Genomic DNA, 25,172 nt, shown 5'->3' with positions numbered 1-25,172 from the left:
CGATGTGCGGAATAGCTGGAATCGTGAGTTACGGGCTGAGATCACCAGAGAGTGATGTCAGGCAGATGCTGCGCTCGCTCATGCATCGTGGTCCTGATGGACACGGCGTTGAGCTGTTGGCATCCGGAGAGTCGATCGCCGTGCTCGGACACGCGCGTTTATCCATCATCGACATTGCGGGTGGAACGCAGCCGATGTCCAGTGCCGATGGTCGATACTGCCTCATCTTTAATGGGGAAATCTATAACTTCCAAGCACTCCGGAACGAGATGCAAGGGCAGGGCGCTGTCTTCAGGACTGTATCTGACACCGAAGTGATTTTGGCTGCTTATGCGAAGTGGGGAGAAAGATGTCTAAGCAGACTCGACGGCATGTTCGCGTTTGCGATATGGGACAGAGAAACTGAGACTTTGTTCTTGGCGCGCGACCGGTTCGGTGAGAAGCCGCTCTTCTACTCCAATGCCAAAGGCTCATTCTTTTTTGCGTCAGAAATCAAGGCGATACTGGCGGTGCAGCCAGATGCCAGGACCGTCGATGCTGATGCTTTATCTCAGTACCTTCAGTACCGTTATGTTCCTGCGCCCTCGACGTTGTTCAAAGGCGTCCAAAAGCTATTGCCAGGAACCTGTGCCCGATGGCAACGTGGCACGTTTGTGATTTCACGGTATTACACGCCCCCCGATGCACGCGCTGGAGGCCATGAGCCGCACTCCGATCCAAAAGAATTTCGGGATCGCTTCGAGGCATCGGTCCGCTCACGAATGGTCGCAGACGTTCCCATTGGTGCTTTCTTGAGTGGCGGGCTGGACTCCTCTGCAATCGTTGCGGCGATGTCGGCGCAGAGCGGTGCTCGAGTCAAGACTTTCTCAGTGGGCTTCAGCAGGTTGCCTTCAGCGAGTTGCCTTATGCGAGGGAGGTGGCTCAGAGATTCGGTACTGAGCATCGAGAACTTCTCGTAGATAGCGATGACGCGATAAATCTCTTGCCCCAGTTGACATCTTATCGTGACGCACCTGTCGCTGAGCCGTCGGATGTCGCTGTTTTCCTCCTAGCACGTGCCGCGCGCCAACAAGTCAAAGTCGTTCTAACTGGAGAAGGTTCCGACGAGCTCCTAGGCGGATATCCGAAGTACAGGGCCGAACGGTTTATCGAGACATACCACCGCCTGCCGAACATAGTTACCTCTAGGCTAGCGAGTGCTTCTCGCCATCTGCCGTACTCCTTTCACAGAGCGAAGACTGCTCTGCAGACCATGGCAATCCGCGATTTGAATGAGCGTCTACCCAGGTGGTTCGGCGCCGCGGATATCAACGATCTAAGATTACTGGCCCCGACACTGCAGTTCAATTCGCGTTCCGTCGTGTCCGGCGTCTCTCGTCCTCTTTACGCATTCGATCAAGGCTCTTGGCTGGCGGACAATCTGCTTGAACGTGGAGATCGGATGACGATGGCCGCGTCGATTGAAGCGCGAGCTCCCTTCCTCGATGTGAACTTGGTTTCCTACATATCGGGTTTGTCCAACACTGATCGGCTGGGGAAAAGGGCTCTGCGGGACGCATTCAAAGATAGATTGCCTTCGAGCGTTCTGGGTCGAAAGAAAGTCGGCTTTCGGCTTCCTATTAATGAGTGGTTCCGAACCAGCATGGCGAGTTTTGTTTCAGACCACCTACAGGGTAGCGGTAGCAGGGTGGCGCGCTATTTGGATCCGTGTCAAATAAACGCGATCATATCCGCGCATATGGCTGGGAAAAGCAATAAAGAAAAGTTGCTCTGGACGCTTATCACACTCGAAATCTTTCTTAGAGAGTACAGCCTGACGTGACTGGATTACGCTACCTACGCGTGCTCGTTGCTACTCCTCTGGGCGAAGGGGGCAAGGGCGGCATCGATCGCTTGATGGATGAGCTTCGGCGGCCGCTTACTGATGCAGCAGATCTTGAGGTCAACTTCGTTGAGACGCGCGGAAAGAGGCACATTTTTCTTTCTCTGTACTACCTAGTGCGATTCCTCGTCCTACTAGGCGCCCATGCTCGACGTGGCCAGCTAGATCTGGTCCATGTGAACCTGTCTTCAGACGGCAGTGCCTATCGCAAGTTATGCGTGTGTTGGACAGCTCGTTTGCTGGGGATCCCGTACGTGCTCCACCTTCATGGATCAAACTTCAAGGACTTCTTTGCCTCAACCGGTCCTTGGGTGCGTCCGCTGATCGCGTCCATGTTCGACAAGGCCGCTTTGAATATCGTCTTGGGGTCAACTTGGGGGAAGTTCGTATCGACCGAGTTTCCGACCGCCCGAGTAAAGATTCTTCCGAACGCGACTAAGAGACTTCCCTTGAGAGCGAGTAAGAGTGAAGAGCACGTTCAGATCATCTTCTTGGGGCGATTGGGTCGTAGAAAAGGTACTCCAGATCTGATTGATGCCCTGCAGGGTCTGCGCGACCTATCAGGGTGGAATGTCGTGCTCGCTGGCGACGGCGATGTCGAAGCCACTCGTAGTCAAATCATCGCGTGCGGTCTTGATGACAAGGTAGTTGTCAAGGAGTGGCTCGGACCACGTGACGTTCAAGAACTCCTCTTAGCCAGTGACGTTCTTGTTCTGCCTTCTTACGATGAAAACCTTCCCATGTCCGTGATTGAAGGCATGAGCGCCGGGCTTGCGGTGGTCACCACACCAGTTGGAGCAACGCCCGACATCGTCCTAGATGGTGTAACTGGACTTCTGGTCCGTCCGGGTGACATTTCCGGGCTCGGGATGGCGCTGCGCCGGCTTGTCGTAGATCGGGAATTGCGAGAACGCTTGGGCATTGCTGCTCGACTACTCCACGAAGAGCGTCTTGAAATCAATCAGTATGCCGAGGCGCTGGCTGCAATTTGGCGTGTTGCAGCGAAAGGCGTCGCGTGAATTTCACGTGGTATTGGAATAGATTCCGGAGCATGGGTGCTGCTGAGGTGGCCCATCGGATCCGCGAACTCTCGAAGAAGACGACTGGCCGGCTTGAGCAAGGTTGGCCTCGATATGGGAGTAGGGCTCCTGTCCGCCCTGTCCTAGACGTCCGTGATCTCTACCGGGATAACGGATCCAACCTCACGCAATCGGCTAGCACTTTTGTTGCAGGCAACTTCCGCGCCCTGGGCCGAGATTGGCCGAGCCGTTCGGAATGGTCAAAATCAGAGTATTGGTCAGTTGATCCTACGAGCGGACAGAACTGGAAAGACTCTGGAACGTACTGCTTCGCGATCGGCTACCGTGGGGGCGAGCTCGGAGATGCAAAGTTCCCTTGGGAGCTAAATCGCCTGCAGCACTTGCAGGCGGTCGCGCTGCAAAACTCGTTCCACGCCGATCCTTTCTACGTCGAGTTTTTGGCCGGCGAGATTTCGAGCTGGCATGAGACCTTTCCGCCTTTTCTGGGACTGCCTTGGGCGTCCGGAATTGAGGTGGCTCTACGAAGCATCAGTTTGGTGGTGGTGAGTTCCGTCTGTGATCGTTCTCTCACTGAGAAAACTCTGGACCAAATTCGACAGATTTTAATTGCCTCCCGACATTGGCTACGCAAGTTTCCATCATTGCACTCTTCTGCAAATAACCACTTATTGGCAGAGCTCGCCGGGCAGGTAGTCATCGACTGTGCGCTGGAAGAATCAATCCCCCCAGATTTGATTGCTGAGCTAGTTCGACAGTTCAGCCTACTGATCCTGTCCGACGGCACTCCGGCCGAGCAGTCTCCCTCGTATGGAGGCTTTGCCGTCGAGTTGATGCTTGTTGCCGCTCGTGCGCTGAAATCAAGAAACATCGACCTGCCGACGGAGGTTCGCCAACGGCTCTGCGCGTTCAACGAGTTCGTGCAGGAGCTGCGTGATGACCATGGTGTGCCAGATATCGGCGACAACGACGCCGGCCGTGTCCTTGTGGACTGCTTTGACCAGAACTATGTTGTTCGCTTGGCCGAGTGGGCACTCCGTGCCGATGATCGCGGTGGCTGCGAATGTAGGACCACAATATCAGCGCCCAGAGTTCGCACGTTTCCTGAAGGCGGCTATAGCGTGATGACAAATCCGAGGAACTCGGATCCTGCATACAAACTGATTTTCGACCATGGCCCGTTAGGGTATTTGTCAATCGCAGCCCACGGACATGCCGACGCTTTGTCGATTTTGCTGACGATTCGACAGCAGCCTGTGTTTATCGACGCCGGGACGTACCTTTACCATGGTGCGGGGGAGTGGAGAAGTATCTTACGTAGCACGGCTCTCCATAATACTGCTCAAGTTAATGGGCAAGATCAGAGCACAATGTCAGGGAATTTCAACTGGAGCACTCATGCAAAAGCAACCTTGCTCATGGTTGAAGAGGAGTGCGCCAGCGTCCGTGTTGTCGCGAGTCATGACGGGTATATGAAGCGTTTTGGTGTAACTCACCAACGCTCAGTCGACTGCCGAGACAAATTTATCCTTATCGAGGATCTCTTTTCGGGACCGCAGTGCTCTCCCCATATTCATTTCTTGCTATCGCAAGCAATCCAGGTTCGTATCATGCCTGCCCTCGAGCTCTTTTGTGAGGACCGTCGACTCGCCACGGTCTCAGTAGAGAATGGCACGATTGAAGTGATCGAAGGTTGGTATGCGCCGAGTTTCGGGGTGCTCACGCCGACAAAGCGGCTTCGCGTTACACCGCTCAATGTGTCTTCCCCTGTCTCTACAAAGATCAGTTTTTGAGGTCGCGCAGCAAGCCGTCCGCGCCATACGAGTACCTGTTGTACTTGTATTTGCTCATCCCACACGAATACCCGCCTACCCGTACTTTCCGTAATGCTGGCCGGGCAGGTCCAGCGAATTGAAAGCCATCCCTGATTGCGCCCGGGTAGCGGTGCCCGCCTCACCGATCCTTAATTTGTTCAGCAACCGTCCTGTTCGGACGGGGCGGCAAGAGCAGCGTTGGGGGCGTAGTCGGCAATCATTGATCAGAGCCTTTACTGCAGAACGCTAATGGCGTGCAGCGCGGTCGCGCAGGCCGGGCATTCGAGAGACTCACGTCGTAGAGCCGTACTTGTAGTTGTAGCTGGCGTAGTTGTACGTGCCGTACTTGTAGCCGTACTTCCCATAGTGCCGCTGCGTCAGGTCGAGCGCGTTGAACAGCACGCCCGTGGGCGCCTTGCCGACATGCACCAGGCGTCGCGCGCTCTCGTGAAGGTCGCCAGCATAGGTTTGGCCGGCACGCGCCACCAGGAACAGCGCGCCCGCCATGCTGGCGATCGACAGCGTGTCCGCAGCCACCAAGACCGGAGCGCTATCAATGATCACGAGGTCATACTCAGCGGACAGTAACTCGATCAGCGAAGTGAACGCGGTGCTGACCAGCAGTTCCGCCGGATTTGGCGGCAGCGTGCCGGTCGTGATCACGTCGAGGTTCGGGAGCACTGCGCGGCGGATTGCCTTGTCGCCGGATACCGTGCCGGTGATGAGCTCCGACAGGCCGCCCTCGCGTACCACTCCAAAGTACTGGTTCAGGTGGCCCTTGCGCATGTCGGCGTCGATCAGCAGCACGCGCTTGCCAGCGCTGGCCATGATGGCGGCGAAGTTGGCAGAAATGAAGCTCTTGCCAACGCCCGGGGTGCCGCCCGTGATCAGCACGCGGTTGTTGGTGGACTCCAGCATCGCGAATTGCAGCGCAGTGCGCAGGCTGCGCAGGGCCTCCACAGCGACATCACGCGGCGCTGACTCAGCGAGGATGTGGCGGCCCGGTGCCTTCTGCGCTACGAGCTTCGCCATGCCTTCCTGCGCGGCACTGAGCGGAATCGTGCTGTAGACGCTGAGGCCGGTTTGCGCTTCGACTTCCTGCGGGCTGCGAACGCCGCGGAAGAACGAAGCACGTGCGAGCGCGACGACCACGCCAGTCACTAGGCCGAGCACTAGACCCAGGGCTACCGTCAGCGGCTTCTTCGGGCGAACGGGAGTCTCCGCCAAAACCGCGGCGTCGATCAGTCGTACGTTGCCGACCTTGCCTTCACGCACCAGCTGCAGTTGTAGAGCGTTGTTCTTCAATTGTTGGTACAGGTCGTTGTTGACCCGAACGTCCCGCTCTAGGCGGAAGGCATCCTGCTGCACCAGCGGCATGTTCTTGACGCGCACGTTCAGCGCGCTGATCTGAGAATTGAAGCCAGCAATCTGATCGTCCAGCGTCCTGACGTTCGGATGCTCCGACGTGAAGCGTGACATCAATTCGCGGCGCTTCTGCTGCGCCTCGAGCAGCTTGCTCTGCAGGTCCACCGTTTGCGCCAGGACCAGCTTGGCCTCTTCATCCAGTGCCACCGTTCCCTGCTTGTTTCGGTATCTATTGAACGCTTCCTCGGCGTCCTCCAGCTGCTTCTTAAATTGAGGCAGCTGGCTATCCAGGAACCCTAGGGTCTTCTGCGCCTCGGCTGCCTTGCGTTCGATGTTCTGGCGCACGTACTCCTGGCCGATCGTGTTCAGCACCAGCGTCAGACGGTCGCGGTCGATGTCCTGCAGGCTGACATCGATGACGCCGGATTGCTTGCCCTTCTCGACGAGCTTTAGCTTGTCCTGCAGTTTCTCGATCGTCTCGAGCTTCGACGACGCTTGCAAGGTGAATGCCGCGCCGGCCTTGCCATCCAGTTCGGAAATCGTGATCGACAGTGCGCCACCGGGAACCTGGGCCTTCAGCGGCGTGCCGACGACGCCGTGCAAAGGCTTGTCCAACTCCTCATGCAGCAGTTTGTAGTTGCCCCCACCCGAGGCTATGACCGTGAATTTCGTGTCTTCAAGCGCGGCCGGAATGTCGAGTTGGCTGACATGGATGGACTCCACGCCGGTTGTCCAGCCGAAGACTTGGGGATCCGACAACTCCGTTGCTTTCCGCGACAGCCAGTTGCCCAGCAGCGGCATCCGGTTTGGCTTGGCGCTGATGTGGATGCCCGTCATCTCGACGGCGCGACCAACGATCATGCGGGAACGGATGATCTCCATTTCGGCCGTCGCGGGCGTCTTCACGTCGAACAGGCTCGCCGCTTCACCGAGGAAGCTCTTCGCCGATGTCTGCGAATCCTCCACTTGGATCAGCAGGTTGGATTCGTAAACCGGGCTGGCCAGGAAGGCATAGGCCAAGCTGCCGGCCAGGGCGAGGGCAGCGATCGCGCCAATCAGCCGGCGACTGTCCACGATGATGTCCCAGTACTCGAGCAGGTTGACCTCGTCGTTCTCCTCGCTCGCTTGAGGAACGACTGGCTGGGCTGCGGCCAATTGGTGCTGAAGGGGATGGGGGGCATTCATGGCGATGCCTCCTTTCAGAGTTTGTGGATGCGACGGAGCCATTCCTGGGCTCCTTCGTCGATGAGAGTGAGCGCCTCGCGAAAGGCCTGCTCGCCCTGGTGGTACGGGTCCGGGATGTCGCGCCTGGTGTATTCGCCGATGCGGAACACGCGGCCGCGGGCCTGCGGGTAGAGCGACTCCACGCGGGCGCGTTGCTCCGTTTCCATCACCAGCACGATGTCGGATTCCAGGCACATCGCCCGGTTGATCTGCGTGGCCCGGTGCGCGCTGATTTCGATGCCGCGATCGCGCATCAGCTGCACGGCAATTTCGTCAGCAGGCATCCCGACCAGTGCGCCGAGGCCAGCCGACCGCACCTGCATGTTCGGCAAGGCCGCCGCAAGCAGCCCCTGTGCCATCGGGCTGCGGCAGATGTTGCCTTCGCAGATCACCAGGATCGACTTCACGGGCGGACTGCGCTGCGCGTGGCGGAGACCGCAGTCGCAGAAGGAACGATCAGGCTCACGATGCGGTTCCAGTTCACGAGCGGCACCGGGTCGATGTAGACCACGTCGCGCGGCCGCAGGGGAAAGCTCTCGGCCAGGGCCAGCGCCGTCGGATCGCCCGCATTGAGGTGGTACACCGCAGGCGCGCCGGCTTCGGCCGTCTTGCGGATCACGTAGATCTGGCTCGTGTTCGCCGTCACCAGGCTCGGGCCACCGGCCTCGCCGAGGGCCTCATTGAGCGTGAGCTGTCCATTGCGCATGGTCAGCGCCGAAGGCCGGCTGATCTCGCCCATGACGAACACCTTGCTGTCGTCCCGACTGCGGACCGTGACCAGGTCACCGCTTTGCAGCAGGATCTGAGCTGGGTTCACGCCCATGTCCATCATCTGCATCAGGTTGATGACGGTGGTCTGGTTGTCGCGCGTGAGCGTGATAAATGAGCGATCGCCATTCGCCGTGATGCCGCCGGCACGGTTGATGGCTTCCGGAAGCGTCATCGGGACGTCGGTGAAGATCTGCGTGCCCGGCACGCGCACCTCGCCTTCCACATACGCCCGGCGGCTGCGGAACGAGTTGATGCGCACCGCCACCTGCGGCTGCTTGATGTAGCGGGCCAGCCGGTTCTGGATCAGGTCCGAAGCTTCGATCTCGGTGAGACCTTCCACCTTCACGCGCCCGATGAAGGGATACGAGATCTGGCCATCGGCACCCACGATGAAGCCGGGCGCACTGCTGATGCCCGTGGGGTCGGCCTGCTGGCTGATCACGGCGCCCGCGTTGGGCAGAAGCTCCGGATGGTCGTAAACCACGATGTTGATCACGTCGCTGGGGCCGATGGTGTAAGGCTTCGCCGTGGCGAATAGCTTCTGCACGTCGGCAGGCACCTCGCGCGGACGGGCCTGCTGCTGCGCCTGCACCAGCTGCGGCGTGATGGGCGTGAGCACCCCCTGCGGTGGATTGTTGGCATCGCCAGGCACGTACTGGCCCAGGGTGATGCTGTTGCGGTCCTTGGCGTCGACGTAGTCGAAGCCGGGCGCGGTGACCACGGCACACCCCTGCACCAGGATCATTGCGAAAAGCGGAAGCACCGCGCGCGAGCCGGTGGTGGCCCATGGACCTCTGAGCATCTCTGACGAGTCCTCTTTTGTTCTCGGTTCTCGTTACAAATTGGAACCTCCCAGACTTTAACTGAGGAGGCGTGCGTTACCCATCCGTGCCCAAGCCAGGTGCTTAAGCCATTCGTCGCGGTGCGCACTAAGTCATGGCACCGTGCGCAGGGCCAGTTGCGTGCTCTTTCGCGAGAGCAACAAGCGCGCTAGTAGCGGGCTGCGTCGCGAATGCGGCGCAGGTTGTCCTCGAAGTACGCCAGGCTGGACCTGTCGCTGTTGAACACGGCATCCAGATCAGGCGTTGGCGGCAGGACTGCCCGGCCCAGGCGAAGGGGGTTGCCGCCTTGCTCACGGATCGAGGTCTCCACAGCGTGCGCGAATCGCGGCGTGCCACCCACCTGCAGGTGCGGCGTCGGCTGCCAATCGCGACGCCGGCCGATCGGCAGCGTCAGTTCCACCCCTACCAGTTGGCGCGTGGGATTCCCCGAGGTGGTGGTGCGCTTGTAGTACACGCCGACCGACACGTCGCTGAACCACTGGCGCATGCCCAGTTGCACGCCGCGGTCGTTGTTCATGAACTGGCCGCCCGTGGCCTCGAGATCGGTGCGGGTGGCCATCACGCTGTAGCGATAGCTGGCCAGCACCGGCTTGGCGGTGCGCACGGCACCAAGCGGGCCAAGGCCGTTCTCATAGTCGTTGTTGCGGAAGGCGCCGGCTTTGCCAGAGAAGCGGTGCCGCCCCTCGCCCGGTTCCCAACGCAGTTCGCCGAGTGCGCCGTCATAGAAGGTCCCGATGCGACCTGCCGTCAACTGCGCGGTCAGTGCCCCGGTGCCCGGCTGCAATCCCTGCCGAGGCGAGAGCCAGCGCTCCAGCGGCACGCGCGTGGTTTGCGTGAAGGCCAGTCGGTCGGTGCCGGACCGGATGCGACGATTGCCGAACACGCGGCCCGGCTCGTAATCGTCAGAGCGAGCGATTGGGACATTGATACCCCAGTCGACACTCGCGCCGTCCAGAGTGGCAGTTGCGCGTCGACGGCGGCGCCCAGGGCGAAGTCGACCGCTCCCACTTCGGTACCGATGTTGGTGCGCAGCACAGGGCTTACGTTGATGCGCACTGTGCGCGACGCCGGCTTCTGCTCGTGAACCACCCACACAGCGCCTTCGTGCAGCGGCTCCAACGGTGCGGAGCCCGGCGTGGAGAGCTGGCCGGCGGTGCAGGAGTTGGTGGGCTGCTCGATCCACTCACGCAGGCAGTCGGCCTGGCCCGTGACTGCCACCAATGGCACTTGGCGTTGCGTGACGATGAGGCGATAGCCCGCCTTGCTGTCGCTCAGGCCGCGTGCGATGGCGCCCAGCGCCACGCCGACGGCATCGACCGCGTTCCAGCCGTAGCTGCCGTTATTGGCGCGTACGGCGATGGTTCCATCGGGCATACGACCGACCGAGATGTCCTCCAGGCCTTTGGCCTCGAGCACGTTGGCCAACGCCTGCAGTTGCACATCGGTCGCGGGCACCGCCTGCACGGGAGCCGGAGTGATCGTCGGGGGCGCCACTGCACCTGCCCTGGCTTCGTACGACGGCTGCGGCTGCTGTCCGCGTTGCAAGGGCGGGAGCGCTGCCTTGCTGGTGCCCGGCATCGCGGGCACCTTGTACAGCGGAATCGACAGCGACGCGTCCCACCAACTGCGCTTGGTGAGCGCCGTGTCGCTCAACCGTCTGTTCGCGCCAGCCGAGAGCGACCAGCCCTCCGGCAACCAGGCCTCGGGCGCAAACAGGCGCACGCCGGCCCAGGCGTTGCGGTCGCTGTATTCGACGTGGCCACGTACCAGAGGCAGCGGCTGCCAGGCCAGCGAAGCAAAGGCGCCGTCCAGGGGGGCCCTCGATCCATTGACGCCGACGTTCTTGCGCTTGGCCGCGCCTGCCGTGGCCTGGAAGGGGCCGTTGTCGTAGGTCAGTGCGCCGTAGTAGGTCCGGAAGTAGGTCACCGAGCCGCCGACGTCGGTGGCCCCCACGCCGATCGACCAGCGCCGGGCCGCATCGAGCCCGATGCCAGCCTTCATGGACGCCGAGAGGTCGCGTGCGCCGCATCCCGAGGTCGAGAAGCAGCTGTCGTGGATGGTGTTGGTGGCAAGCCGCCCTGCAGCTTCCAGGTTGGGCAGCAGGCCGAATCCGAGCACCAGGTTGTGGCCGTCCACGCGCGCAGGATTGCCGGCCAGTTGGTTCTCATAGCTGGTCGCCGCGCGGCCCCAGCCCAGGATCTGCGCTGTGGGAGTGATGCCCAGGCCGGTGTAGCCCGCCGATGTCAGCGTGGTGTCGACGGCCCACGCGGAGTTGGTGGCCAAGCCAAGCGCGAGGAGCGAAAAAGTGGCGGAACTGCTGCGCATGGCGGGCGCGATTGTGAGGGACGAAGCACAGCCATGGCCGAATAGCCCGCGTAATTCGTCACGTCTATTTACGTTTTGATACGCGACGTGTACCCTTGTCCGCTGCTTAACCCAACCTGAAGGGGAACGAGGAATGAAGAGTCTTTGGAAGTGGGCTGCCGTATCGTCCGCCACGGCATTGCTGGTCTCCTGCGGCGGTGGTGGCGGTGGCGACACCCAGGTAGCAGTCGCGAATGGCGCGTCGGCGGTCAAGGTCGATGCCACCAACGGCAGCACTGCCGTCCAGGCGATGTCCAACCAGCCGATCACGTTCGCCTCCGGCGTCCCTGACTTCGGCACCACTGGCTCGACCACCGTCACCATCGCGCCTCCGGCTTCGGGCACGGCAGCTCCCACGTTCTCGATCGCATCGGGCGGCGCCACGGCCAGCGGCGACATGACGTTCGGCTCGTGCATCTTCACGGTGAAGTCATCGACGTTCCCCGCCGGCAGCACGTTGGCTACTGGCGCCAAGATCACCGTGTCGCCCTGCTCGATCTCGCTGGCCACCAATGGCGTGCCGGCGACGGGCGTTGCGGTCAATGTCAGCGTCACGTTGACCCTGAATAGCGTGACGTCCACGCCGTACACGGAGACGGTGTCTGTCAGCCCTGCGGGCGCTGTCAGCGTGAATGGCCAGACCGTCGTGACCGTCAAGGTCGGCGCGCTCACCGGCGCCTGACTCAAAGGTGCTCAGACCAAGGGCCCTGCGGGGCCCTTTTTCATTGGAGGAGGGCTACCCACATGCGGCGCGCTCCTACGCGTCCGTGAGCAAGCTGCCGAGCTAGCGAGACGGCTGAGCCTGACGGGACGTGCGAGCCTCAGCGCGCACTATGACTTCGGGGTCGATCTTGGTTGCGATCCCAGCCATGGAGGTTCTTCGCCCGGCCACGTGCCGGGCGCCTTTTTTTCTGGTCGGGGGATTTGATTGGGCGGTCCGAATTGGAACCGCGGGTCTTGGTGCCGGAGCCCGGAATCGAACCGGGACGGTGTTGCCACCGGCAGATTTTGAGTCTGCTGCGTCTACCGATTTCGCCACTCCGGCAGCGTTGGGATCGCAGCCAAAAATTATGGCACAGTGGCCCGATGGAGCCCCGCACGTACCCCACCATCGAAGACGCCATCGGCCACACGCCGCTCGTGGCCCTGCAGCGCATCGGCGCCGCTGAGAACAAGGCGCGCGGGAACGTCATCCTGGGCAAGCTCGAGGGCAACAACCCGGCGGGGTCCGTGAAGGACCGGCCGGCGGTGTCGATGATCAAGCGGGCGGAGGAGCGCGGCGAGATCAAGCCCGGTGACACGCTGATCGAGGCTACCTCGGGCAACACCGGCATTGCGCTTGCGATGGCCGCGGCGATCAAGGGCTACCGCATGGTGCTGATCATGCCGGAGGACCTGTCGATCGAACGCGCGCAGACCATGAAGGCGTTCGGCGCGGAACTGGTGCTCACGCCCAAGAGCGGCGGCATGGAGTACGCGCGCGACCTCGCCGAGAACATGCAGCGCGAAGGCAAGGGCCGGGTGCTCGACCAGTTCGCCAACCAGGACAACCCGCGCATCCACTATGAGACCACCGGCCCCGAGCTGTGGGAACAGACCGGCGGCCGCATCACGCACTTCGTCAGCGCGATGGGCACCACCGGCACCATCACGGGCGTGTCGCGCTACCTGAAGGAGAAGAATCCGGCGGTGCGCATCATCGGCGCGCAGCCCAGCGAAGGCTCGCGCATCCCGGGCATCCGCAAGTGGCCGCAGGAATACCTGCCGAAGATCTACGACCCGTCGCATGTGGATGAGCAGATCTCGGTGAGCCAGGCCGATGCCGAGGAGATGTGCCGCCGGCTCGCACGCGAGGAGGGCATCTTTGCCGGTATCTCGGCGGCGGGTGCGTGCTGGGTGGCCCAGCAGGTGGCGCAACAGGTGAAAGACGCCACCATCGTGTTCGTGGTGTGCGATCGCGGCGACCGCTATTTGTCGACGGGCGTGTTCCCGGCCTGAATTGGGCCGGACATGAAAAAACCCGGCGCACCACGCCGGGTTTTTTCATGGGAGTTCGGTCAGACGCGGAAATCGTCCAGGCTCTTGCCCTGGGCCAGCGCGTTCACCACCCACTGCGGCTTGCGCCCACGGCCGCCGCCCCACGTCTCGCCATTCGGGCCGCGGTATTTGACGGCGGAGGGCGAGCTCGACTTGCCGGCACGTGCGGTCTTGGCGGTGCGGGCACGGCCACCACCGGAGAGACCCAGGTCTTCAGCAGTCAGGCCGTAATTGGCGATCTTCTGCTTGATGTCGGCAATGACATCCTGCGTTTCCTGTTCCTTCATCTGCTCGGCTTGCGCCAGCAGTTGTTCGGCCTGGGCCTTGAGTTCGAGGTACGTTGCCATTCGGGTCGCTCCTTTGAGTGGCGAATTATCCGGCAACAAGGCTCGGCGCAAAGAACTATTCGCTTCTCGCAATTCAGACGCAATTGCCTCCAGGCGCGCGGACAAATGGGCCGCGCCACAATGCAGGCCATGGAGATCCAGTACAAGTTCTGCCCCGCGTGTGCGACCACCTTGCAATCCATCGTGCAGCAGGAAGACGGCGGCCCCAAGGAGAGGCTGCGTTGCCCGGCATGCGGCTGGACGCACTGGAACAATCCCACGCCCGTGCTGGCGGCCGTGGTCGAGTACGAAGGCAAGATCCTGCTGGCGCGCAATGCCGCGTGGACCGGGAAGATGTACGCGCTGATCACCGGCTTCATGGAGGCGGGCGAGACGCCCCAGGAAGGCATCGCGCGCGAGGTGAAGGAGGAGACCAACCTCGACGTGACATCGACCGCGCTGATCGGGGTCTACGACTTCCAGCGCATGAACCAGGTAATCATCGCCTACGCCGTGCAGGCCACCGGCGACGTGCGCCTGTCCCCGAACTGGCGGACTACCGCCTCTACGACCACGCCGACGTGAAGTGCTGGCCCGCGGGCACCGGCTACGCCCTGGCCGACTGGTTGCGCACCAAGGGGCATGAGCCGGTGTTCATCGAGTGGTCGAAGCGGACCGACTAGGTCGGCGGAGCGCGGAGCAGAGCACCGGCTGACCGGGAGCTCAGAAGGCCCAGTACGGTCCCGGCCCAGCGGGCGTCGCCGCGTCCTTGAGGGCCACGAACACCGTGCGGCCGAAGAAGAAGGGGAGGCCCAAGGTCACCGCCGCCGCATCGCTCTGCCCGAGGTTGCCGGCCACCGCACCGGGAGCCAGCGTCGCAAGGGCCTCCACTGCCAAGGTCACGTCCCGCTGTGCCCCGCTCGGTGACTGCAATTGCGCTTGCAGCGTGGTCCGTTGCGGAGGGCAGAACAAGGCGCCGCAGACCGGTAGCTCACCGTCGGGGATGAACAGCGCGTTGGCACCGGTGTCGATGGTCGTCGGATAGCGGCGGCCCTTGTAGAGGGTGGTCAGCTGGTATCGGCTGTCCATCGCAAGCACCTGGGCCGCGCCCAGCTGGTTGTTGTCGCTGGTGCCGATGCCCAGGACCAGCGCACCCTCGAGCGTGGTGGCGCCTCCCGCTGGAACCTGCTGCACGACGAGCGCCGCGCCGTTGTTGTGGGTGGCCAGCATCGCGACCGGATTGACCACCTGCTGCCGCAGCGGCAGCGTCGCCGGCGTGCAGCCCTGAGCTGTGCAAGCGAAGTAGATTCCTGGCGTCGTGCTGGTCGTGCAAGCGGGTCCGCAGTCATAGCGGAGCATTCCGACGCCGAGCACCCCGTTCGCGTCGAGGCGCGCACCGAGATCCGTCCCCGGGCTGCTGCACTGCGCAGGTGCGCTCACGAAGGCGGGGTCCGGGTCTGCGATCACCTGCACGGGCAGGTCGGCGATGGACTGGCTGGAGAGGCGCACATCGGCGGTTCGCACCGCGCCCCACGTGTAGCCGCTGGCGAACTGCACGCATTGACCCGCCGCCGCCCCGGACCCGGTGCGAACGGCAGGCAGTGCCAGCTCGGTCGGGATCGCGCCTGCAAGGAGCCGCAGTCCCCATGAGCCGGTGTCCACCAGGACGTGGTCGATGTCCCGGCAGATGTTGCTGCCGGGGATGCAGACCGTGATTGTGACGTAGGGCGTGTTGAAGGCCGTGCCACGCACCCCGCGATCGAACTGCACTCGCAGCACGTTGTTCGCGGCGGCGGGAAGCGAGCCCGAGCCCGATGCGTTGGGAATGCCCAGTGCCAGGGGCGCCGGGCTCGGCGCAGGAGCAGGAGCTGCAGCTGGCGCGCCCGCCTGACCCCCGCCGCCACCGCCGCCGCACGCGACCAGGAAGGCCGTACATCCGGCGACTGCCGCGAAGCCGCAGCAGATCGCCGCCGAGCTCCCGGGGACCGGTGCCATGGGCGCCTCCCTTCTCGATGCGGCCTGTACAGCCGAGGTGGCCGGATGGTCGGGGAACTCGCGAGGGCAGGTGGTGCCACCTGTGTCAGGCGTGTACGCCCGCCCGCGTCGATGACGAGATGTGTCTCAGGAAGAGTTGGGCAGGCTCCAACCGGCGAGGGCGCGCTCCTCGTTCAGTTTGTCGATGGCGCCAACGCCTCTCCTTCACGCGATGGAGGCGAAGCGGCAGGTGCTTGCCTATCTTTCGTCGGCCGGATGCGTCGCCACGGTGCGCACTTCCGGTGAGCGTTTCGAACGCTCTTTCCAACCACGAATCGGGAGATCGACATGCACGAACTGGTCAACGACGAAGTCGAACAGGTGAGCGGGGGGCTGACCTACTACTACACGCCGCCGAAAGGCGTGTTCATCGTCATCGACGGCGAGGTGGTGATGCCCAGCCCGGGTCCGGTCGCTTCGGATCCCGTCTGAGCCCTGCGCAGGTGCAGTGGGCGCGCGATGCCAGCCGCACGCCTGCTGCCCCAGGCGGCAATGCCGCACCGTAGCTCCATCTCGCAAGGCACCATGACCAGTCCTCCCTTGTTCCGTCCGCAGGCTGTTGCCCACGCCGCAGGGTCGCCCCTCGGCCGCATCGTGCTGGCCAGGCCGCCGGGATGGCTGGCACTCACGTTCGCTGCGTGCCTGGTCGTTGCCGTGGTGTTGGTATACCTCGGCTTGGGGACGTACACGCGCAAGGCGCAGGTGATGGGCGTCCTCCTGCCGTCGCACGGGCTCATTCGCGTGCTTCCGGCGCATGCGGGCGTCGTTGCTGCACGCCACGTGCATGAAGGCCAGTCCGTGCGTGCAGGCGATGCGCTGTTCCTGGTCACCAACGAGCGGTCCGACGGCAGCCGGGCCAGTGCGGAGGTCCAGATCTCCACGCTGCTGCGCAGGCGCCGCGATAGCCTCGCCGCCGAACGCTCGCAGCAGCAGCACCAGGCGCAGCAGAAGGTCCAGGCGCTGCGTGGCCGGGCAGGCGAGCTGTCGACGGAAATGCAGAGGCTCGACGCCCAGCTGGATTTGCAGTCTCGCCGTGTTGCTCTCGCCCAATCCAACCTCCAACGCTTCACGGAACTTGCGGATGCCAGCTTCGTCTCCAGCGCGCAGGTGCACGACAAGCAGGCGGAACTGCTGGACCAGCAGCAACGCCAGGCCGACCTGATGCGGGCGCAGGCGGGCTTGCGTCGAGAGGCCATCGGGGTCGAAGCCGAGATGCGCGACCTGGAGCTGCAGGCGCGTCGCGACGAACAGGCCAGCCAGCGCGCCACGGCGGCACTCGAGCAGGACCTGGTGGAGAACGAGGCGCGACGCGAAGTCGTCGTGCGCGCCCCGCAGGACGGCACCGTGTCGGCCATCGCCTTCGAGGTGGGGCAGACCGTCTCGGCCAACCAGGCACTCGCTGCGCTGGTGCCCGCCGGCTCCGAGCTGGAGGCCGAGCTCTATGCGCCTTCGCGAGCCGCCGGCTTCATCAGGCCGGGCATGCAGGTCTTGTTGCGCTACCAGGCGTATGCGTACCAGAAGTTCGGCCAGGCGCGCGGCACCGTGCGCGAGGTCGCGGCGAGTGCCCTGCGCGCGGATGAATTGCCGCTGTCGGGAGTCATGCCCTCCGGCACGGCGGGCGAGCCGCTCTACCGGGTGCGAGTGCGGCTGGACCGGCAGGACGTCACCGTGTACGGACGGCCGCTTGCGTTGCGGACGGGGGCGTTGCTCGACGCAAGCATCCTGCTGGAGCAGCGGCGGCTGTATGAATGGCTGCTGGATCCGCTGTACAGCGCGATGGGGCGTGTGTGATGCAAGCCGCTGCACCTTCGCCGATCCTGGACTTCTTCCGCGGCCAGCGCCTGCCGGTGCTGCTGCAGACCGAAGCGGCCGAATGCGCGCTCGCCTGCCTGGCGATGGTTGCCAGCTACTGGGGGCATCGCATTGACCTGGCCAGCATCCGGCGACGGTTCTCGGTCTCGCTGAAGGGCGCCACGCTCAAGAGCCTGCTGGGCATGGCGCAGTCGCTGCAGCTGCAGGCAAGACCGCTGAAGCTCGATCTGCAGCACCTGCCGCAACTGAAATTGCCGTGCGTGCTGCACTGGGACATGAACCACTTCGTGGTGCTGAAGCAGGTGCGGGCGGATTCGGTCGTCATCCACGATCCTGCCGTCGGTGAGCGGCGCCTGCCCATGGCGCAGGTGTCGGAGCACTTCACCGGCGTCGCGGTGGAACTCACGCCCGGCGCGAGTTTCGAGCGCGTGCAGGAGACGGTGCGCTTCACGTTGCTGCAGCTGATGGGACGCGTGGTCGGCCTGCGCCGCGGATTGCTCCAGGTCCTGTTGCTGGCCATTGCCATGCAGGTCTGCGTCCTGCTCGGGCCTTTGTACCTGCAGTGGGTCGTCGACGAAGCGCTGGTCAGCGCCGATCGTGACCTGGTCACCGTCCTTGGCATCGGCTTCCTTCTACTCGTCGTGCTCCAGGCCTCGATCGGCGCGGTGCGGTCCTGGCTCACGACGGTGCTGACGACGACACTCAATTTCCAGTGGCTGGGGAACGCGTTCGCGCATCTGATGCGGCTGCCGCTGTCGTACTTCGAGAAGCGGCACGTCGGTGACGTCGTGTCCCGCTTCGGCTCGATCCAGACCATCCAGAAGGGATTGACAACGCAGTTCGTCGAGGCCGTGCTCGATGGCGCACTGGTGCTGGTGGCCATCGTGGTGATGCTGCAGTACAGCCTGCTGCTCACCGCCGTATCGATGGCTGCGATCGGCATCTATCTGCTGTTGCGGTGCGCGGCGTATGCCAGCCTGCGCGGCGCCACCGCCGACCAGATCGTCCACGCCGCCTTGCAGCAGACGCATTTCATGGAATCGGTGCGCGGTGCGCAAAGCGTGCGCCTGTTCAACCGGGCGCAGGAGCGGCAAATCTCCTGGCTGAACCGACTGGCCGAGCAGTTCAACGCGGAACTCACCATCGCCCGGATCTCCATCACGCAGCAGACCGCGCAGACGCTGCTGTTCGGCCTTGAGCGCGTCGCCGTCATCTGGCTGGCCGCACTTGCGGTGCTGGACACGCGATTCACGGTCGGCATGCTGTTCGCGTACATCGGCTACCGCGACCAGTTCAGCCAGCGCGTGGTGTCGCTGGTCGACCGCGCCTTCGAGTTCCGCATGCTGCGCCTGCATGGCGAGCGGCTGGCAGACATCCTGTTGTGCGAACCGGAGGAAGCCACGCTGGCCCTGGAGCCGGTGAGACCCGAAGGCGGCCTCGCCATCGAACTGCGCAACGTCTCGTTCCGCTACGCCGATGGAGAACCCGAGGTGCTGCGCCAATTGAACCTGCGCGTTGAGCCCGGCGAATGCCTGGCCATCACGGGAGTGTCGGGCTGCGGCAAGACGACGCTAGTCAAGCTGCTGCTCGGACTGCTGGAGCCCACCGAGGGCGAGATCCTCGTGGGCGGCGTGCGGCTGCGGCAGTTCGGGGTCGGGTCTTATCGTGATCTGGTGGGCACTGTCATGCAGGACGACCACCTGTTCACCGGATCGCTGGCCGACAACATCGCCTTCTTCGATCCGGCGCCGGACCTGCAGCGCGTCCAGGCATGCGCGCACCTGGCGGCGGTGCACCAGGAGATCGCGGCAATGCCCATGGCCTACGCCACGCTGGTGGGCAATGGCGGCGTCGGGCTGTCCGGTGGCCAGAAGCAGCGCATCCTGCTGGCGCGAGCCCTCTACAAGCAGCCACGGATCCTGGTGCTGGACGAAGCCACCAGCCACCTGGATCTCGGCAACGAGCAACTGGTGAACGCCGCCATCCGGCAGATTGCGCTCACGCGCATCCTGGTGGCGCACCGGCCCGAGACGATCGCGATGGCCCAGCGCGTTGTGGTCCTTGAGCAGGGCCGCATCGTGCGCGATCTCGAGCAGAGCCCCTCGTTTCCGGCCGCACGCCGCGCGGCCGGCACCCCCATGTCATGAATCTTGAATCTGGCGACCGCGCGAAGGCGCGGATGGTCGGAACGCGCGAGCCTCTGGCTCGAATCTTGTCAACCAAGGAGAACTGATGGAAACCGAAGTCATTGAATTGACCCTGTCGGAGATCGATGAGGTCAGTGGGAGTGGAGTGCTGTACTGGCTGGGCTATGGCACCGGCTACGCCATGGCGGGCGCGTCGGCGTTCTACGCTGATTTGCCGGCCGGATACGCGCTTCTCTGAACCACCCCTGTTAACTTTGAATTGCTAACTCAAGGATGATCATGATTGAATTGAACGACATCGAGATTGGTGAAGTCTCCGGCGGCATCGGCTTCATTCAGCTTATCCAGTATGGGAACTACGTGCTGGAGTTTCTTGGCGGCTGGGTTGACGGTGTAAACGCAGCGACCGGAGGCTAAGTGCAAGAGGCGCTGACTGCGCCTAGCCACGAGATGAGAGTGACTTTGTAAGCGTCGCTCTCATCAATAGTCACTACGGGAGGGATCGATGGATATCGCTAGCACCGGACGGGGTCTGGATCGCTTGTTTCAGCTCCGGGTTCTTGATCATTGCGAGCATCTGGCCAGAAGAAGCGAGTTGCTCTTTGTCCTCGCGTTCACAGCCATCAGCCTCTTGTTGTCCCTAGCTATGGACTTCGGCCTGACCCATCTGGGCTTCGTGGATCGTGAAGGTCCGGCGTTGTTGGCGCACGGAGCGGTCTTCTTGTTTTCTGGGGGTGTGATTCTTGCTCCGCTCACTGAAACCTTCATGCTTCAGCAACTCCCGATCTGGCTCTCCCATCGATGGGGGATGTCTCGCGTCACGCAGTTCCTGATGGGCAGCATCCCATTTGCTGCGATGCACTTTGAGACGGGAGTGGTCAATGGATTTGCGGGCGGCGTTGCGGGGGGCTCGTCTTAAGTTTGGCCTACCTAACGTTTCTTCCGCAGTCGAAATCGAAGGCATTCGTCCTCACAGCAGCGATCCATTCGCTGCATAACCTCGTGCCAATTCTTTTCATCGCGCAGGATTTACCTTGACCATCGAGGTTGCCACGCCGTCTGCACTTCGGCTCACGGCTGTCGGCTCAGCCATTGCCGGTAAAGCGCCTCAGTGATCCAACTGCAACGGCGCGGGCGCAGTCCGATCCGCTCGGCGCGGTCCGATCGGCTGCAGTGTCTGGGGCCCCGTTCGCGTTGGCGGCCCCTCATCGCGCCGCGATGAATCGAACGCAGCCTGCGTGCTCGGCACGCCATCCATCGCGTCGTTCGGCTGGCTGTGAAGCGGCGCGGCGCGCTTGGTGTTGGACGTGATCGCGCCCACCAGGTACAGCGCGGCCAGGTCCTGTGCCAGCACCTCGGGCGTGAGCCCGGTGCGTTGCTGCAGGTCCTTGAAATTGCCCGGTTCGCTGGACAGCTCGCGCAGGATCAGCAGGTGCGCATCGGCCAGCAGGCGGTGCGGCAGCCGCGGGGGGCGGCGGAAGTACAGCGTCTCGGTGCGGTAGCGGGGCGGCAGCACGTCGCGGTCGGTGCGCATGGCGTACTCCCACATCAGGCGCGACAGGCTGCAGCGCAGGAACTGCGGCGGCATCTGGTTCGGCTGTCGTGGCACGGAGACCCAGAGCGCGCCATCGAAGTCGAGCGCAGAGGCCGTGGGGAGCACGCCGACGTCACCGCGCAGATCCACGACGGCCACCAGCGCGCCGTCCGTGCGCGTGACGTGGTACACGCCAGAGCCCAGCGCCTGCTCCTGTTCGAGGATCTGCGAGGCCAGGCAGAACTGCGCGATCAGCGGGCGCAGCATCACTTCCAGCTCGCGCAGCACCAGCGCCACGCTGTGCGGCTCGAGGTCGAACGACAGGTAAGGCGGGAAGGGATGGGGCAGCGGCCGCGCGAATGCGATGGGGCGGTGCAGTTCCTTGGGATCGATCAGCGTCGACCGGCCACCGGTCACGCCCGCCGCCACGCGCAGCATGCCGTCGGGCAGCAGCTGCGTGCGCGCGCCGTTGACGCACAGGGCGTCGGCGTCCTCAGGCCGGGTGAAGTCCCAGACCTGCCTGGTGGCGGTGTCCTGGTCCAGCAGCTGGCGCAGCATGTCCTGCTGCTCGAGCGAAAAGCCGGCAAGGCCGATGCGAAGAAGGGGCAGTTCCAGGGCCATTCGGTGGGGAAGGCCAGCACCCGTGACAGGAGGTGCTGGCCCACGCAACGACTTTACTGATGAGGTTACCCCTTGTAAAGCCGACGATGCTTCCAGCCTCAATGCGCGCGCCGCTTGTGCACGGCATGCGACAACGTGTCGAGCACTTCCATCGAATCGCCCCAGCCCAGGCACGCGTCCGTGATGCTCTTGCCGTAGTCGAGGGTCGAGGCATCGTCCTTGCCCGGCGTGAACTTCTGGGCGCCGGGCTGCAGGTGGCTCTCGACCATCACACCGAAGACGCTGCGCGAGCCGCCCGCGATCTGGCCGGCGATGTCGCGTGCCACGTCCTTCTGGCGCTCGTGCTGCTTGCTGCTGTTGGCATGGCTGCAGTCCACCATCAGCCGCGCGGGCAGCTTGGCTGCTTCCAGGTCGCTGCACGCCTTCGCCACGCTGACCGCGTCATAGTTGGGCGACTTGCCACCTCGCAGGATCACGTGGCAGTCGCGGTTGCCGTTGGTCTGCACGATGGCCACCTGGCCGTTCTTGTGCACGGAGAGGAAGTGGTGGCCGCGCGCCGCGGCCTGGATGGCGTCGGTCGCGATGCGGATGTTGCCGTCGGTGCCGTTCTTGAACCCGATCGGGGCCGAGAGGCCCGATGCCAGCTCGCGGTGCACCTGGCTCTCGGTGGTGCGCGCACCGATCGCGCCCCACGCGATCAGGTCGCCGATGTACTGCGGCGAGATCACGTCGAGGAACTCGCTGCCGGCCGGAAGGCCCAGCCGGTTGATCTCGATCAGCAGCTGGCGCGCAATGCGCAGGCCTTCGTCGATGCGGAAGGTCTCGTCCAGGTAAGGGTCGTTGATGAGGCCCTTCCAGCCCACCGTGGTGCGCGGTTTCTCGAAGTACACGCGCATCACGATCTCCAGCGAGTCGGCGTACTTCGCACGCGCCTCCTTCAGCTGGCGTGCGTAGTCCAGGACCGCCTTGGGATCGTGGATCGAACAGGGGCCGATCACCACCAGCAGCCGGTCGTCCTCGCCGGCCATGATGTTGTGGATGCGACGCCGCGTCTCCGTGATCAGCCGCTCCACCGGCGTGCCGCGGATCGGGAAGAACCGGATCAGGTGTTCGGGAGGGGGCAGCACGGTGATGTCCTTGATGCGTTCGTCGTCGGTCTCGCTGGTCTTGTCGGCGGGACGCGTTTGCCAGGACGCCTGGGCGTTGGGGGGCAGGATCGACATCGAAGGGGCTCCGTGCGTGTGGTGAAAAAAAAGTGGGTCGGAAATGAAAAAACCGCCGGGGGTGCCGGCGGTTTGTTCGGGAGTCTTGGTGCGTGTGCTTCGCGTGCGCCTAGAGCTCTCGACCGCCGGAGGGGCCAGAGAACCAAAAGTAGCCAAAGAAGACCACGGACTGCTTGCGCATGGGACGGGATGCTAGCACGGCACTGGCGTCCGGCCACGGCTGACCTGCGGATTGGGCGCAAGAAAGTCCGCTCCGCACAGGTGGTGACTTTCCAGCCATTGACGGAGGCCCGGCCCGCGCGCCGAATTCAGGCCCGAACTCCAGGAGGCACCATGCAAACCTTCGTCGCCGAACGCAATCTCAAGGGCATCGCGATGGACCAGCTGGCCGATGCGCAGAAGCGGGCCATCAGCACCGCCGAGAAGATGTCCCGGGCAGGGACGCCGGTGAAGTACCTGCGGAGCACCTTCGTGCCCGAGACCGGCGAGTGCATGTGCCTGTTCGAAGGCAACAGCGCTGCCGATGTGGAGGCGCTCAACCGCGAAGCCAACATCCCGTTCACGCGCGTGATGCCGGCCATGGACCTGGCTCCGGCCGCGTGAGGGCGTGAAGCTGGCGCCGCGCGAGGGCGGCGCGCAGCTTCGGGGTGCTCAGGCCGTTCCGCCGACCGTCAGGCCATCGATGCGCAGCGTCGGCTGGCCGACGCCCACGGGCACGCTCTGGCCTTCCTTCCCGCAGGTGCCAACGCCGCTGTCCAGGCTCATGTCGTTGCCGATCATGGTGACGCGGGTCAGCGCGTCGGGGCCATTGCCCACGATGGTGGCGCCCTTCACCGGGTACTGGATCTTCCCGTTCTCGACCCAGAACGCCTCGCTGGCGGAGAACACGAACTTGCCGCTCGTGATGTCGACCTGGCCGCCACCGAAGTTGGTGGCGTAGAGGCCCTTCTTGATGCTGGCCACGATCTCGTCGGGTGACTTGTCGCCGCCCAACATGTAGGTGTTGGTCATGCGCGGCATCGGAATGTGCGCATAGCTTTCACGACGGCCGTTGCCGGTGGGTGCCACGCGCATGAGGCGCGCGTTGAGCGCGTCCTGGATGTAGCCGCGCAGGATGCCGTCCTCGATCAGCACGTTGCGCTGGCTGGGGTTGCCCTCGTCGTCAACGTTCAGCGAGCCGCGGCGATCGGCAATCGTGCCGTCGTCCAGCACCGTCACGCCCTTGGCCGCGACGCGCTCTCCGACCCGGCCCGAGAACGCGCTCGAGCCCTTGCGGTTGAAGTCGCCTTCCAGTCCGTGGCCGATGGCCTCGTGCAGCAGGATGCCGGGCCAGCCCGGGCCGAGCACCACGGTCATCTCGCCCGCGGGTGCGGGACGCGAGTCGAGGTTCGTGAGAGCGGCCTTCACCGCGTCGCTCACGTACTCCTCGATGCGCGCATCGTCGAAGTACGCCAGGCCGAAGCGGCCGCCGCCACCACCGCTGCCCACTTCGCGCCGGCCGTTCTCCTCCGCGATCACCGTGACGGACAGGCGCACGAGGGGCCGCACGTCGGCGGCCAGCGTGCCGTCGGCGCGGGCGACCATGACCACGTCCCACTCGCTGGCGAGGCCCGCCATGACCTGCTTGACGCGCGGGTCCTTCTTGCGCGCCAGCTGCTCCGCCTTCTCCAGCAACTGCACCTTGGCCGTGCTGTCGAGCGTGGTGATCGGATCGAGCGCGGGATACAGCGAGCGGCTCGACGCCACCTTCTGCGCCGGCACCTTCGCACGTGCCGACTGCGCGGCCGACGAGATGGAGCGCACGGTGCGGGCGGCGTCCAGCAACGAAGCTTCGGAGATGTCGTCGGAATAGGCGAAGGCGGTCTTCTCGCCGCTGACCGCGCGCACGCCCACACCCTGGTCGATGCTGAAGCTGCCGGTCTTGACGATGCCTTCCTCGAGGCTCCAGCCCTCGCTGCGCGTGTACTGGAAGTACAGGTCGGCGTCGTCGACCTTGTGCGCCGTGATTTCGGCCAGCGCGCGCGCCAGATGGGTTTCGTCCAGGCCGAACGGCTCGAGCAGCAGGCCGCGGGCGGTGGCCAGCCGCTCGATGGTGGGTTCTCTGGAGATCATCGCGGGATTCTAGGGGCCGGACCCTTG

General features: G+C 63.7%; 21 protein-coding genes, 1 tRNA gene and 2 pseudogenes. 13 read left to right on the top strand and 11 right to left on the bottom strand.

What is annotated here, in order from left to right; genetic code table 11:
- Window positions 1–2 precede the first annotated feature (2 nt).
- From asnB to ACPWT1_RS01025, 3 genes and pseudogenes are all read left to right on the top strand, one after another.
- Window positions 3–1,822, top strand: a pseudogene (gene asnB, locus ACPWT1_RS01035) (asparagine synthase (glutamine-hydrolyzing)).
- Complete coding sequence (locus ACPWT1_RS01030; RefSeq protein WP_427913587.1) at window positions 1,819–2,901, top strand: glycosyltransferase family 4 protein; 1,083 nt, start codon at window positions 1,819–1,821, stop codon at window positions 2,899–2,901. The pseudogene asnB and the gene ACPWT1_RS01030 overlap by 4 nt, the downstream one beginning before the upstream one ends.
- A 32-nt stretch (window positions 2,902–2,933) precedes the next feature.
- Window positions 2,934–4,712, top strand: coding sequence for a heparinase II/III family protein (locus tag ACPWT1_RS01025; RefSeq protein WP_427913586.1), 1,779 nt, complete (start codon window positions 2,934–2,936; stop codon window positions 4,710–4,712).
- 312 nt (window positions 4,713–5,024) lie between these two features.
- Here the strand turns inward: ACPWT1_RS01025 and ACPWT1_RS01020 are convergent, their stop codons facing one another.
- The 5 genes from ACPWT1_RS01020 to ACPWT1_RS01000 all read right to left on the bottom strand — a co-directional run bounded on the left by ACPWT1_RS01020 (window position 5,025) and on the right by ACPWT1_RS01000 (window position 11,260).
- The gene (locus tag ACPWT1_RS01020; protein ID WP_427913585.1) at window positions 5,025–7,283 is read right to left on the bottom strand and encodes a polysaccharide biosynthesis tyrosine autokinase; all 2,259 of its coding nucleotides are present in this window, start codon (window positions 7,281–7,283) and stop codon (window positions 5,025–5,027) included.
- 14 nt (window positions 7,284–7,297) lie between these two features.
- Complete coding sequence (locus tag ACPWT1_RS01015; RefSeq protein ID WP_427913584.1) at window positions 7,298–7,729, bottom strand: low molecular weight protein-tyrosine-phosphatase; 432 nt, start codon at window positions 7,727–7,729, stop codon at window positions 7,298–7,300.
- Complete coding sequence (locus ACPWT1_RS01010) at window positions 7,726–8,838, bottom strand: polysaccharide biosynthesis/export family protein (protein WP_427913583.1); 1,113 nt, start codon at window positions 8,836–8,838, stop codon at window positions 7,726–7,728. The genes ACPWT1_RS01015 and ACPWT1_RS01010 overlap by 4 nt, the downstream gene beginning before the upstream one ends.
- 245 nt (window positions 8,839–9,083) lie before the next feature.
- Window positions 9,084–9,719 carry a YjbH domain-containing protein gene (locus ACPWT1_RS01005; RefSeq protein WP_427913582.1) on the bottom strand — a complete coding sequence of 212 codons (636 nt, stop codon included), beginning with the start codon at window positions 9,717–9,719 and terminating at the stop codon, window positions 9,084–9,086.
- Window positions 9,695–11,260, bottom strand: a complete 1,566-nt coding sequence (locus tag ACPWT1_RS01000) for a YjbH domain-containing protein (RefSeq protein ID WP_427913581.1) — start codon at window positions 11,258–11,260, stop codon at window positions 9,695–9,697. The genes ACPWT1_RS01005 and ACPWT1_RS01000 overlap by 25 nt, the downstream gene beginning before the upstream one ends.
- Window positions 11,261–11,393: 133 nt before the next feature.
- Here ACPWT1_RS01000 and ACPWT1_RS00995 point away from each other — a divergent pair, with 133 nt between their 5' ends.
- Entirely contained in the window at window positions 11,394–11,981 is a 588-nt protein-coding gene (locus ACPWT1_RS00995) for a hypothetical protein (protein ID WP_427913580.1), read from the top strand.
- Between the two features lie 276 nt (window positions 11,982–12,257).
- On the opposite strand, the gene ACPWT1_RS00990 is transcribed toward ACPWT1_RS00995, so the two are convergent.
- Window positions 12,258–12,344 (bottom strand) — tRNA-Leu (locus ACPWT1_RS00990).
- Between the two features lie 41 nt (window positions 12,345–12,385).
- Here ACPWT1_RS00990 and cysM point away from each other — a divergent pair.
- Window positions 12,386–13,297 (top strand): cysteine synthase CysM, encoded by a 912-nt coding sequence (gene cysM, locus ACPWT1_RS00985; protein WP_427913579.1) that lies wholly within the window; start codon window positions 12,386–12,388, stop codon window positions 13,295–13,297.
- A 59-nt stretch (window positions 13,298–13,356) separates the two neighbouring features.
- On the opposite strand, the gene ACPWT1_RS00980 is transcribed toward cysM, so the two are convergent.
- The gene (locus ACPWT1_RS00980; protein WP_427913578.1) at window positions 13,357–13,683 is read right to left on the bottom strand and encodes an H-NS family nucleoid-associated regulatory protein; all 327 of its coding nucleotides are present in this window, start codon (window positions 13,681–13,683) and stop codon (window positions 13,357–13,359) included.
- A gap of 129 nt (window positions 13,684–13,812) precedes the next feature.
- Here ACPWT1_RS00980 and ACPWT1_RS00975 point away from each other — a divergent pair.
- Window positions 13,813–14,345 (top strand): annotated as a pseudogene (locus tag ACPWT1_RS00975) (NUDIX domain-containing protein).
- Window positions 14,346–14,385: 40 nt separating this feature from the next.
- Here the strand turns inward: ACPWT1_RS00975 and ACPWT1_RS00970 are convergent.
- Window positions 14,386–15,657, bottom strand: a complete 1,272-nt coding sequence (locus tag ACPWT1_RS00970; RefSeq protein WP_427913577.1) for a DUF3443 family protein — start codon at window positions 15,655–15,657, stop codon at window positions 14,386–14,388.
- A 327-nt stretch (window positions 15,658–15,984) separates the two neighbouring features.
- Between ACPWT1_RS00970 and ACPWT1_RS00965 the strand changes: the two genes are divergently transcribed.
- The 6 genes from ACPWT1_RS00965 (at window position 15,985) to ACPWT1_RS00940 (ending at window position 20,574) form a co-directional block, all read left to right on the top strand.
- Window positions 15,985–16,128 carry a hypothetical protein gene (locus ACPWT1_RS00965; RefSeq protein WP_427913576.1) on the top strand — a complete coding sequence of 48 codons (144 nt, stop codon included), beginning with the start codon at window positions 15,985–15,987 and terminating at the stop codon, window positions 16,126–16,128.
- A gap of 93 nt (window positions 16,129–16,221) precedes the next feature.
- Window positions 16,222–17,487 (top strand): HlyD family secretion protein, encoded by a 1,266-nt coding sequence (locus ACPWT1_RS00960; protein WP_427913575.1) that lies wholly within the window; start codon window positions 16,222–16,224, stop codon window positions 17,485–17,487.
- Window positions 17,487–19,655, top strand: a complete 2,169-nt coding sequence (locus ACPWT1_RS00955; RefSeq protein WP_427913574.1) for a peptidase domain-containing ABC transporter — start codon at window positions 17,487–17,489, stop codon at window positions 19,653–19,655. Before ACPWT1_RS00960 ends, ACPWT1_RS00955 begins: the two co-directional genes overlap by 1 nt.
- A gap of 85 nt (window positions 19,656–19,740) precedes the next feature.
- Window positions 19,741–19,893, top strand: coding sequence for a hypothetical protein (locus ACPWT1_RS00950; RefSeq protein ID WP_427913573.1), 153 nt, complete (start codon window positions 19,741–19,743; stop codon window positions 19,891–19,893).
- A 41-nt stretch (window positions 19,894–19,934) separates the two neighbouring features.
- Window positions 19,935–20,072: a hypothetical protein gene (locus ACPWT1_RS00945; protein WP_427913572.1), complete on the top strand. Its 138-nt coding sequence runs from the start codon at window positions 19,935–19,937 to the stop codon at window positions 20,070–20,072.
- A gap of 88 nt (window positions 20,073–20,160) precedes the next feature.
- Window positions 20,161–20,574 (top strand): hypothetical protein, encoded by a 414-nt coding sequence (locus ACPWT1_RS00940; protein WP_427913571.1) that lies wholly within the window; start codon window positions 20,161–20,163, stop codon window positions 20,572–20,574.
- Window positions 20,575–20,763: 189 nt separating this feature from the next.
- Here ACPWT1_RS00940 and ACPWT1_RS00935 read toward each other — a convergent pair whose 3' ends face one another.
- Window positions 20,764–21,810, bottom strand: coding sequence for a hypothetical protein (locus ACPWT1_RS00935; protein WP_427913570.1), 1,047 nt, complete (start codon window positions 21,808–21,810; stop codon window positions 20,764–20,766).
- A 98-nt stretch (window positions 21,811–21,908) separates the two neighbouring features.
- Complete coding sequence (locus tag ACPWT1_RS00930; RefSeq protein ID WP_427913569.1) at window positions 21,909–23,033, bottom strand: 3-deoxy-7-phosphoheptulonate synthase; 1,125 nt, start codon at window positions 23,031–23,033, stop codon at window positions 21,909–21,911.
- Window positions 23,034–23,366: 333 nt separating this feature from the next.
- Here ACPWT1_RS00930 and ACPWT1_RS00925 point away from each other — a divergent pair, with 333 nt between their 5' ends.
- Window positions 23,367–23,636, top strand: coding sequence for a nickel-binding protein (locus ACPWT1_RS00925; RefSeq protein ID WP_427913568.1), 270 nt, complete (start codon window positions 23,367–23,369; stop codon window positions 23,634–23,636).
- 48 nt (window positions 23,637–23,684) lie between these two features.
- Here the strand turns inward: ACPWT1_RS00925 and tldD are convergent, their stop codons facing one another.
- Window positions 23,685–25,145 (bottom strand): metalloprotease TldD, encoded by a 1,461-nt coding sequence (gene tldD, locus ACPWT1_RS00920; protein ID WP_427913567.1) that lies wholly within the window; start codon window positions 25,143–25,145, stop codon window positions 23,685–23,687.
- Window positions 25,146–25,172 lie beyond the last annotated feature (27 nt).

It is taken from the genome of Ramlibacter sp. MMS24-I3-19, assembly GCF_050320135.1.
GTDB lineage: Bacteria > Pseudomonadota > Gammaproteobacteria > Burkholderiales > Burkholderiaceae_C > Ramlibacter.
This window is presented reverse-complemented; position numbering and strand designations above follow the sequence as displayed.

Coding starts and splice junctions, on each gene's coding strand:
- ACPWT1_RS01025 (WP_427913586.1), top strand. CDS start 2,934: ATGGGTGCTGCTGAGGTGGCCCATCGGATCCGCGAACTCTCGAAGAAG.
- ACPWT1_RS01020 (WP_427913585.1), bottom strand. CDS start 7,283: ATGAATGCCCCCCATCCCCTTCAGCACCAATTGGCCGCAGCCCAGCCA.
- ACPWT1_RS01010 (WP_427913583.1), bottom strand. CDS start 8,838: ATGATCCTGGTGCAGGGGTGTGCCGTGGTCACCGCGCCCGGCTTCGAC.
- ACPWT1_RS01000 (WP_427913581.1), bottom strand. CDS start 11,260: ATGCGCAGCAGTTCCGCCACTTTTTCGCTCCTCGCGCTTGGCTTGGCC.
- ACPWT1_RS00995 (WP_427913580.1), top strand. CDS start 11,394: ATGAAGAGTCTTTGGAAGTGGGCTGCCGTATCGTCCGCCACGGCATTG.
- cysM (WP_427913579.1), top strand. CDS start 12,386: ATGGAGCCCCGCACGTACCCCACCATCGAAGACGCCATCGGCCACACG.
- ACPWT1_RS00980 (WP_427913578.1), bottom strand. CDS start 13,683: ATGGCAACGTACCTCGAACTCAAGGCCCAGGCCGAACAACTGCTGGCG.
- ACPWT1_RS00970 (WP_427913577.1), bottom strand. CDS start 15,657: ATGGCACCGGTCCCCGGGAGCTCGGCGGCGATCTGCTGCGGCTTCGCG.
- ACPWT1_RS00965 (WP_427913576.1), top strand. CDS start 15,985: ATGCACGAACTGGTCAACGACGAAGTCGAACAGGTGAGCGGGGGGCTG.
- ACPWT1_RS00960 (WP_427913575.1), top strand. CDS start 16,222: ATGACCAGTCCTCCCTTGTTCCGTCCGCAGGCTGTTGCCCACGCCGCA.
- ACPWT1_RS00955 (WP_427913574.1), top strand. CDS start 17,487: ATGCAAGCCGCTGCACCTTCGCCGATCCTGGACTTCTTCCGCGGCCAG.
- ACPWT1_RS00950 (WP_427913573.1), top strand. CDS start 19,741: ATGGAAACCGAAGTCATTGAATTGACCCTGTCGGAGATCGATGAGGTC.
- ACPWT1_RS00945 (WP_427913572.1), top strand. CDS start 19,935: ATGATTGAATTGAACGACATCGAGATTGGTGAAGTCTCCGGCGGCATC.
- ACPWT1_RS00940 (WP_427913571.1), top strand. CDS start 20,161: ATGGATATCGCTAGCACCGGACGGGGTCTGGATCGCTTGTTTCAGCTC.
- ACPWT1_RS00935 (WP_427913570.1), bottom strand. CDS start 21,810: ATGGCCCTGGAACTGCCCCTTCTTCGCATCGGCCTTGCCGGCTTTTCG.
- ACPWT1_RS00930 (WP_427913569.1), bottom strand. CDS start 23,033: ATGTCGATCCTGCCCCCCAACGCCCAGGCGTCCTGGCAAACGCGTCCC.
- ACPWT1_RS00925 (WP_427913568.1), top strand. CDS start 23,367: ATGCAAACCTTCGTCGCCGAACGCAATCTCAAGGGCATCGCGATGGAC.
- tldD (WP_427913567.1), bottom strand. CDS start 25,145: ATGATCTCCAGAGAACCCACCATCGAGCGGCTGGCCACCGCCCGCGGC.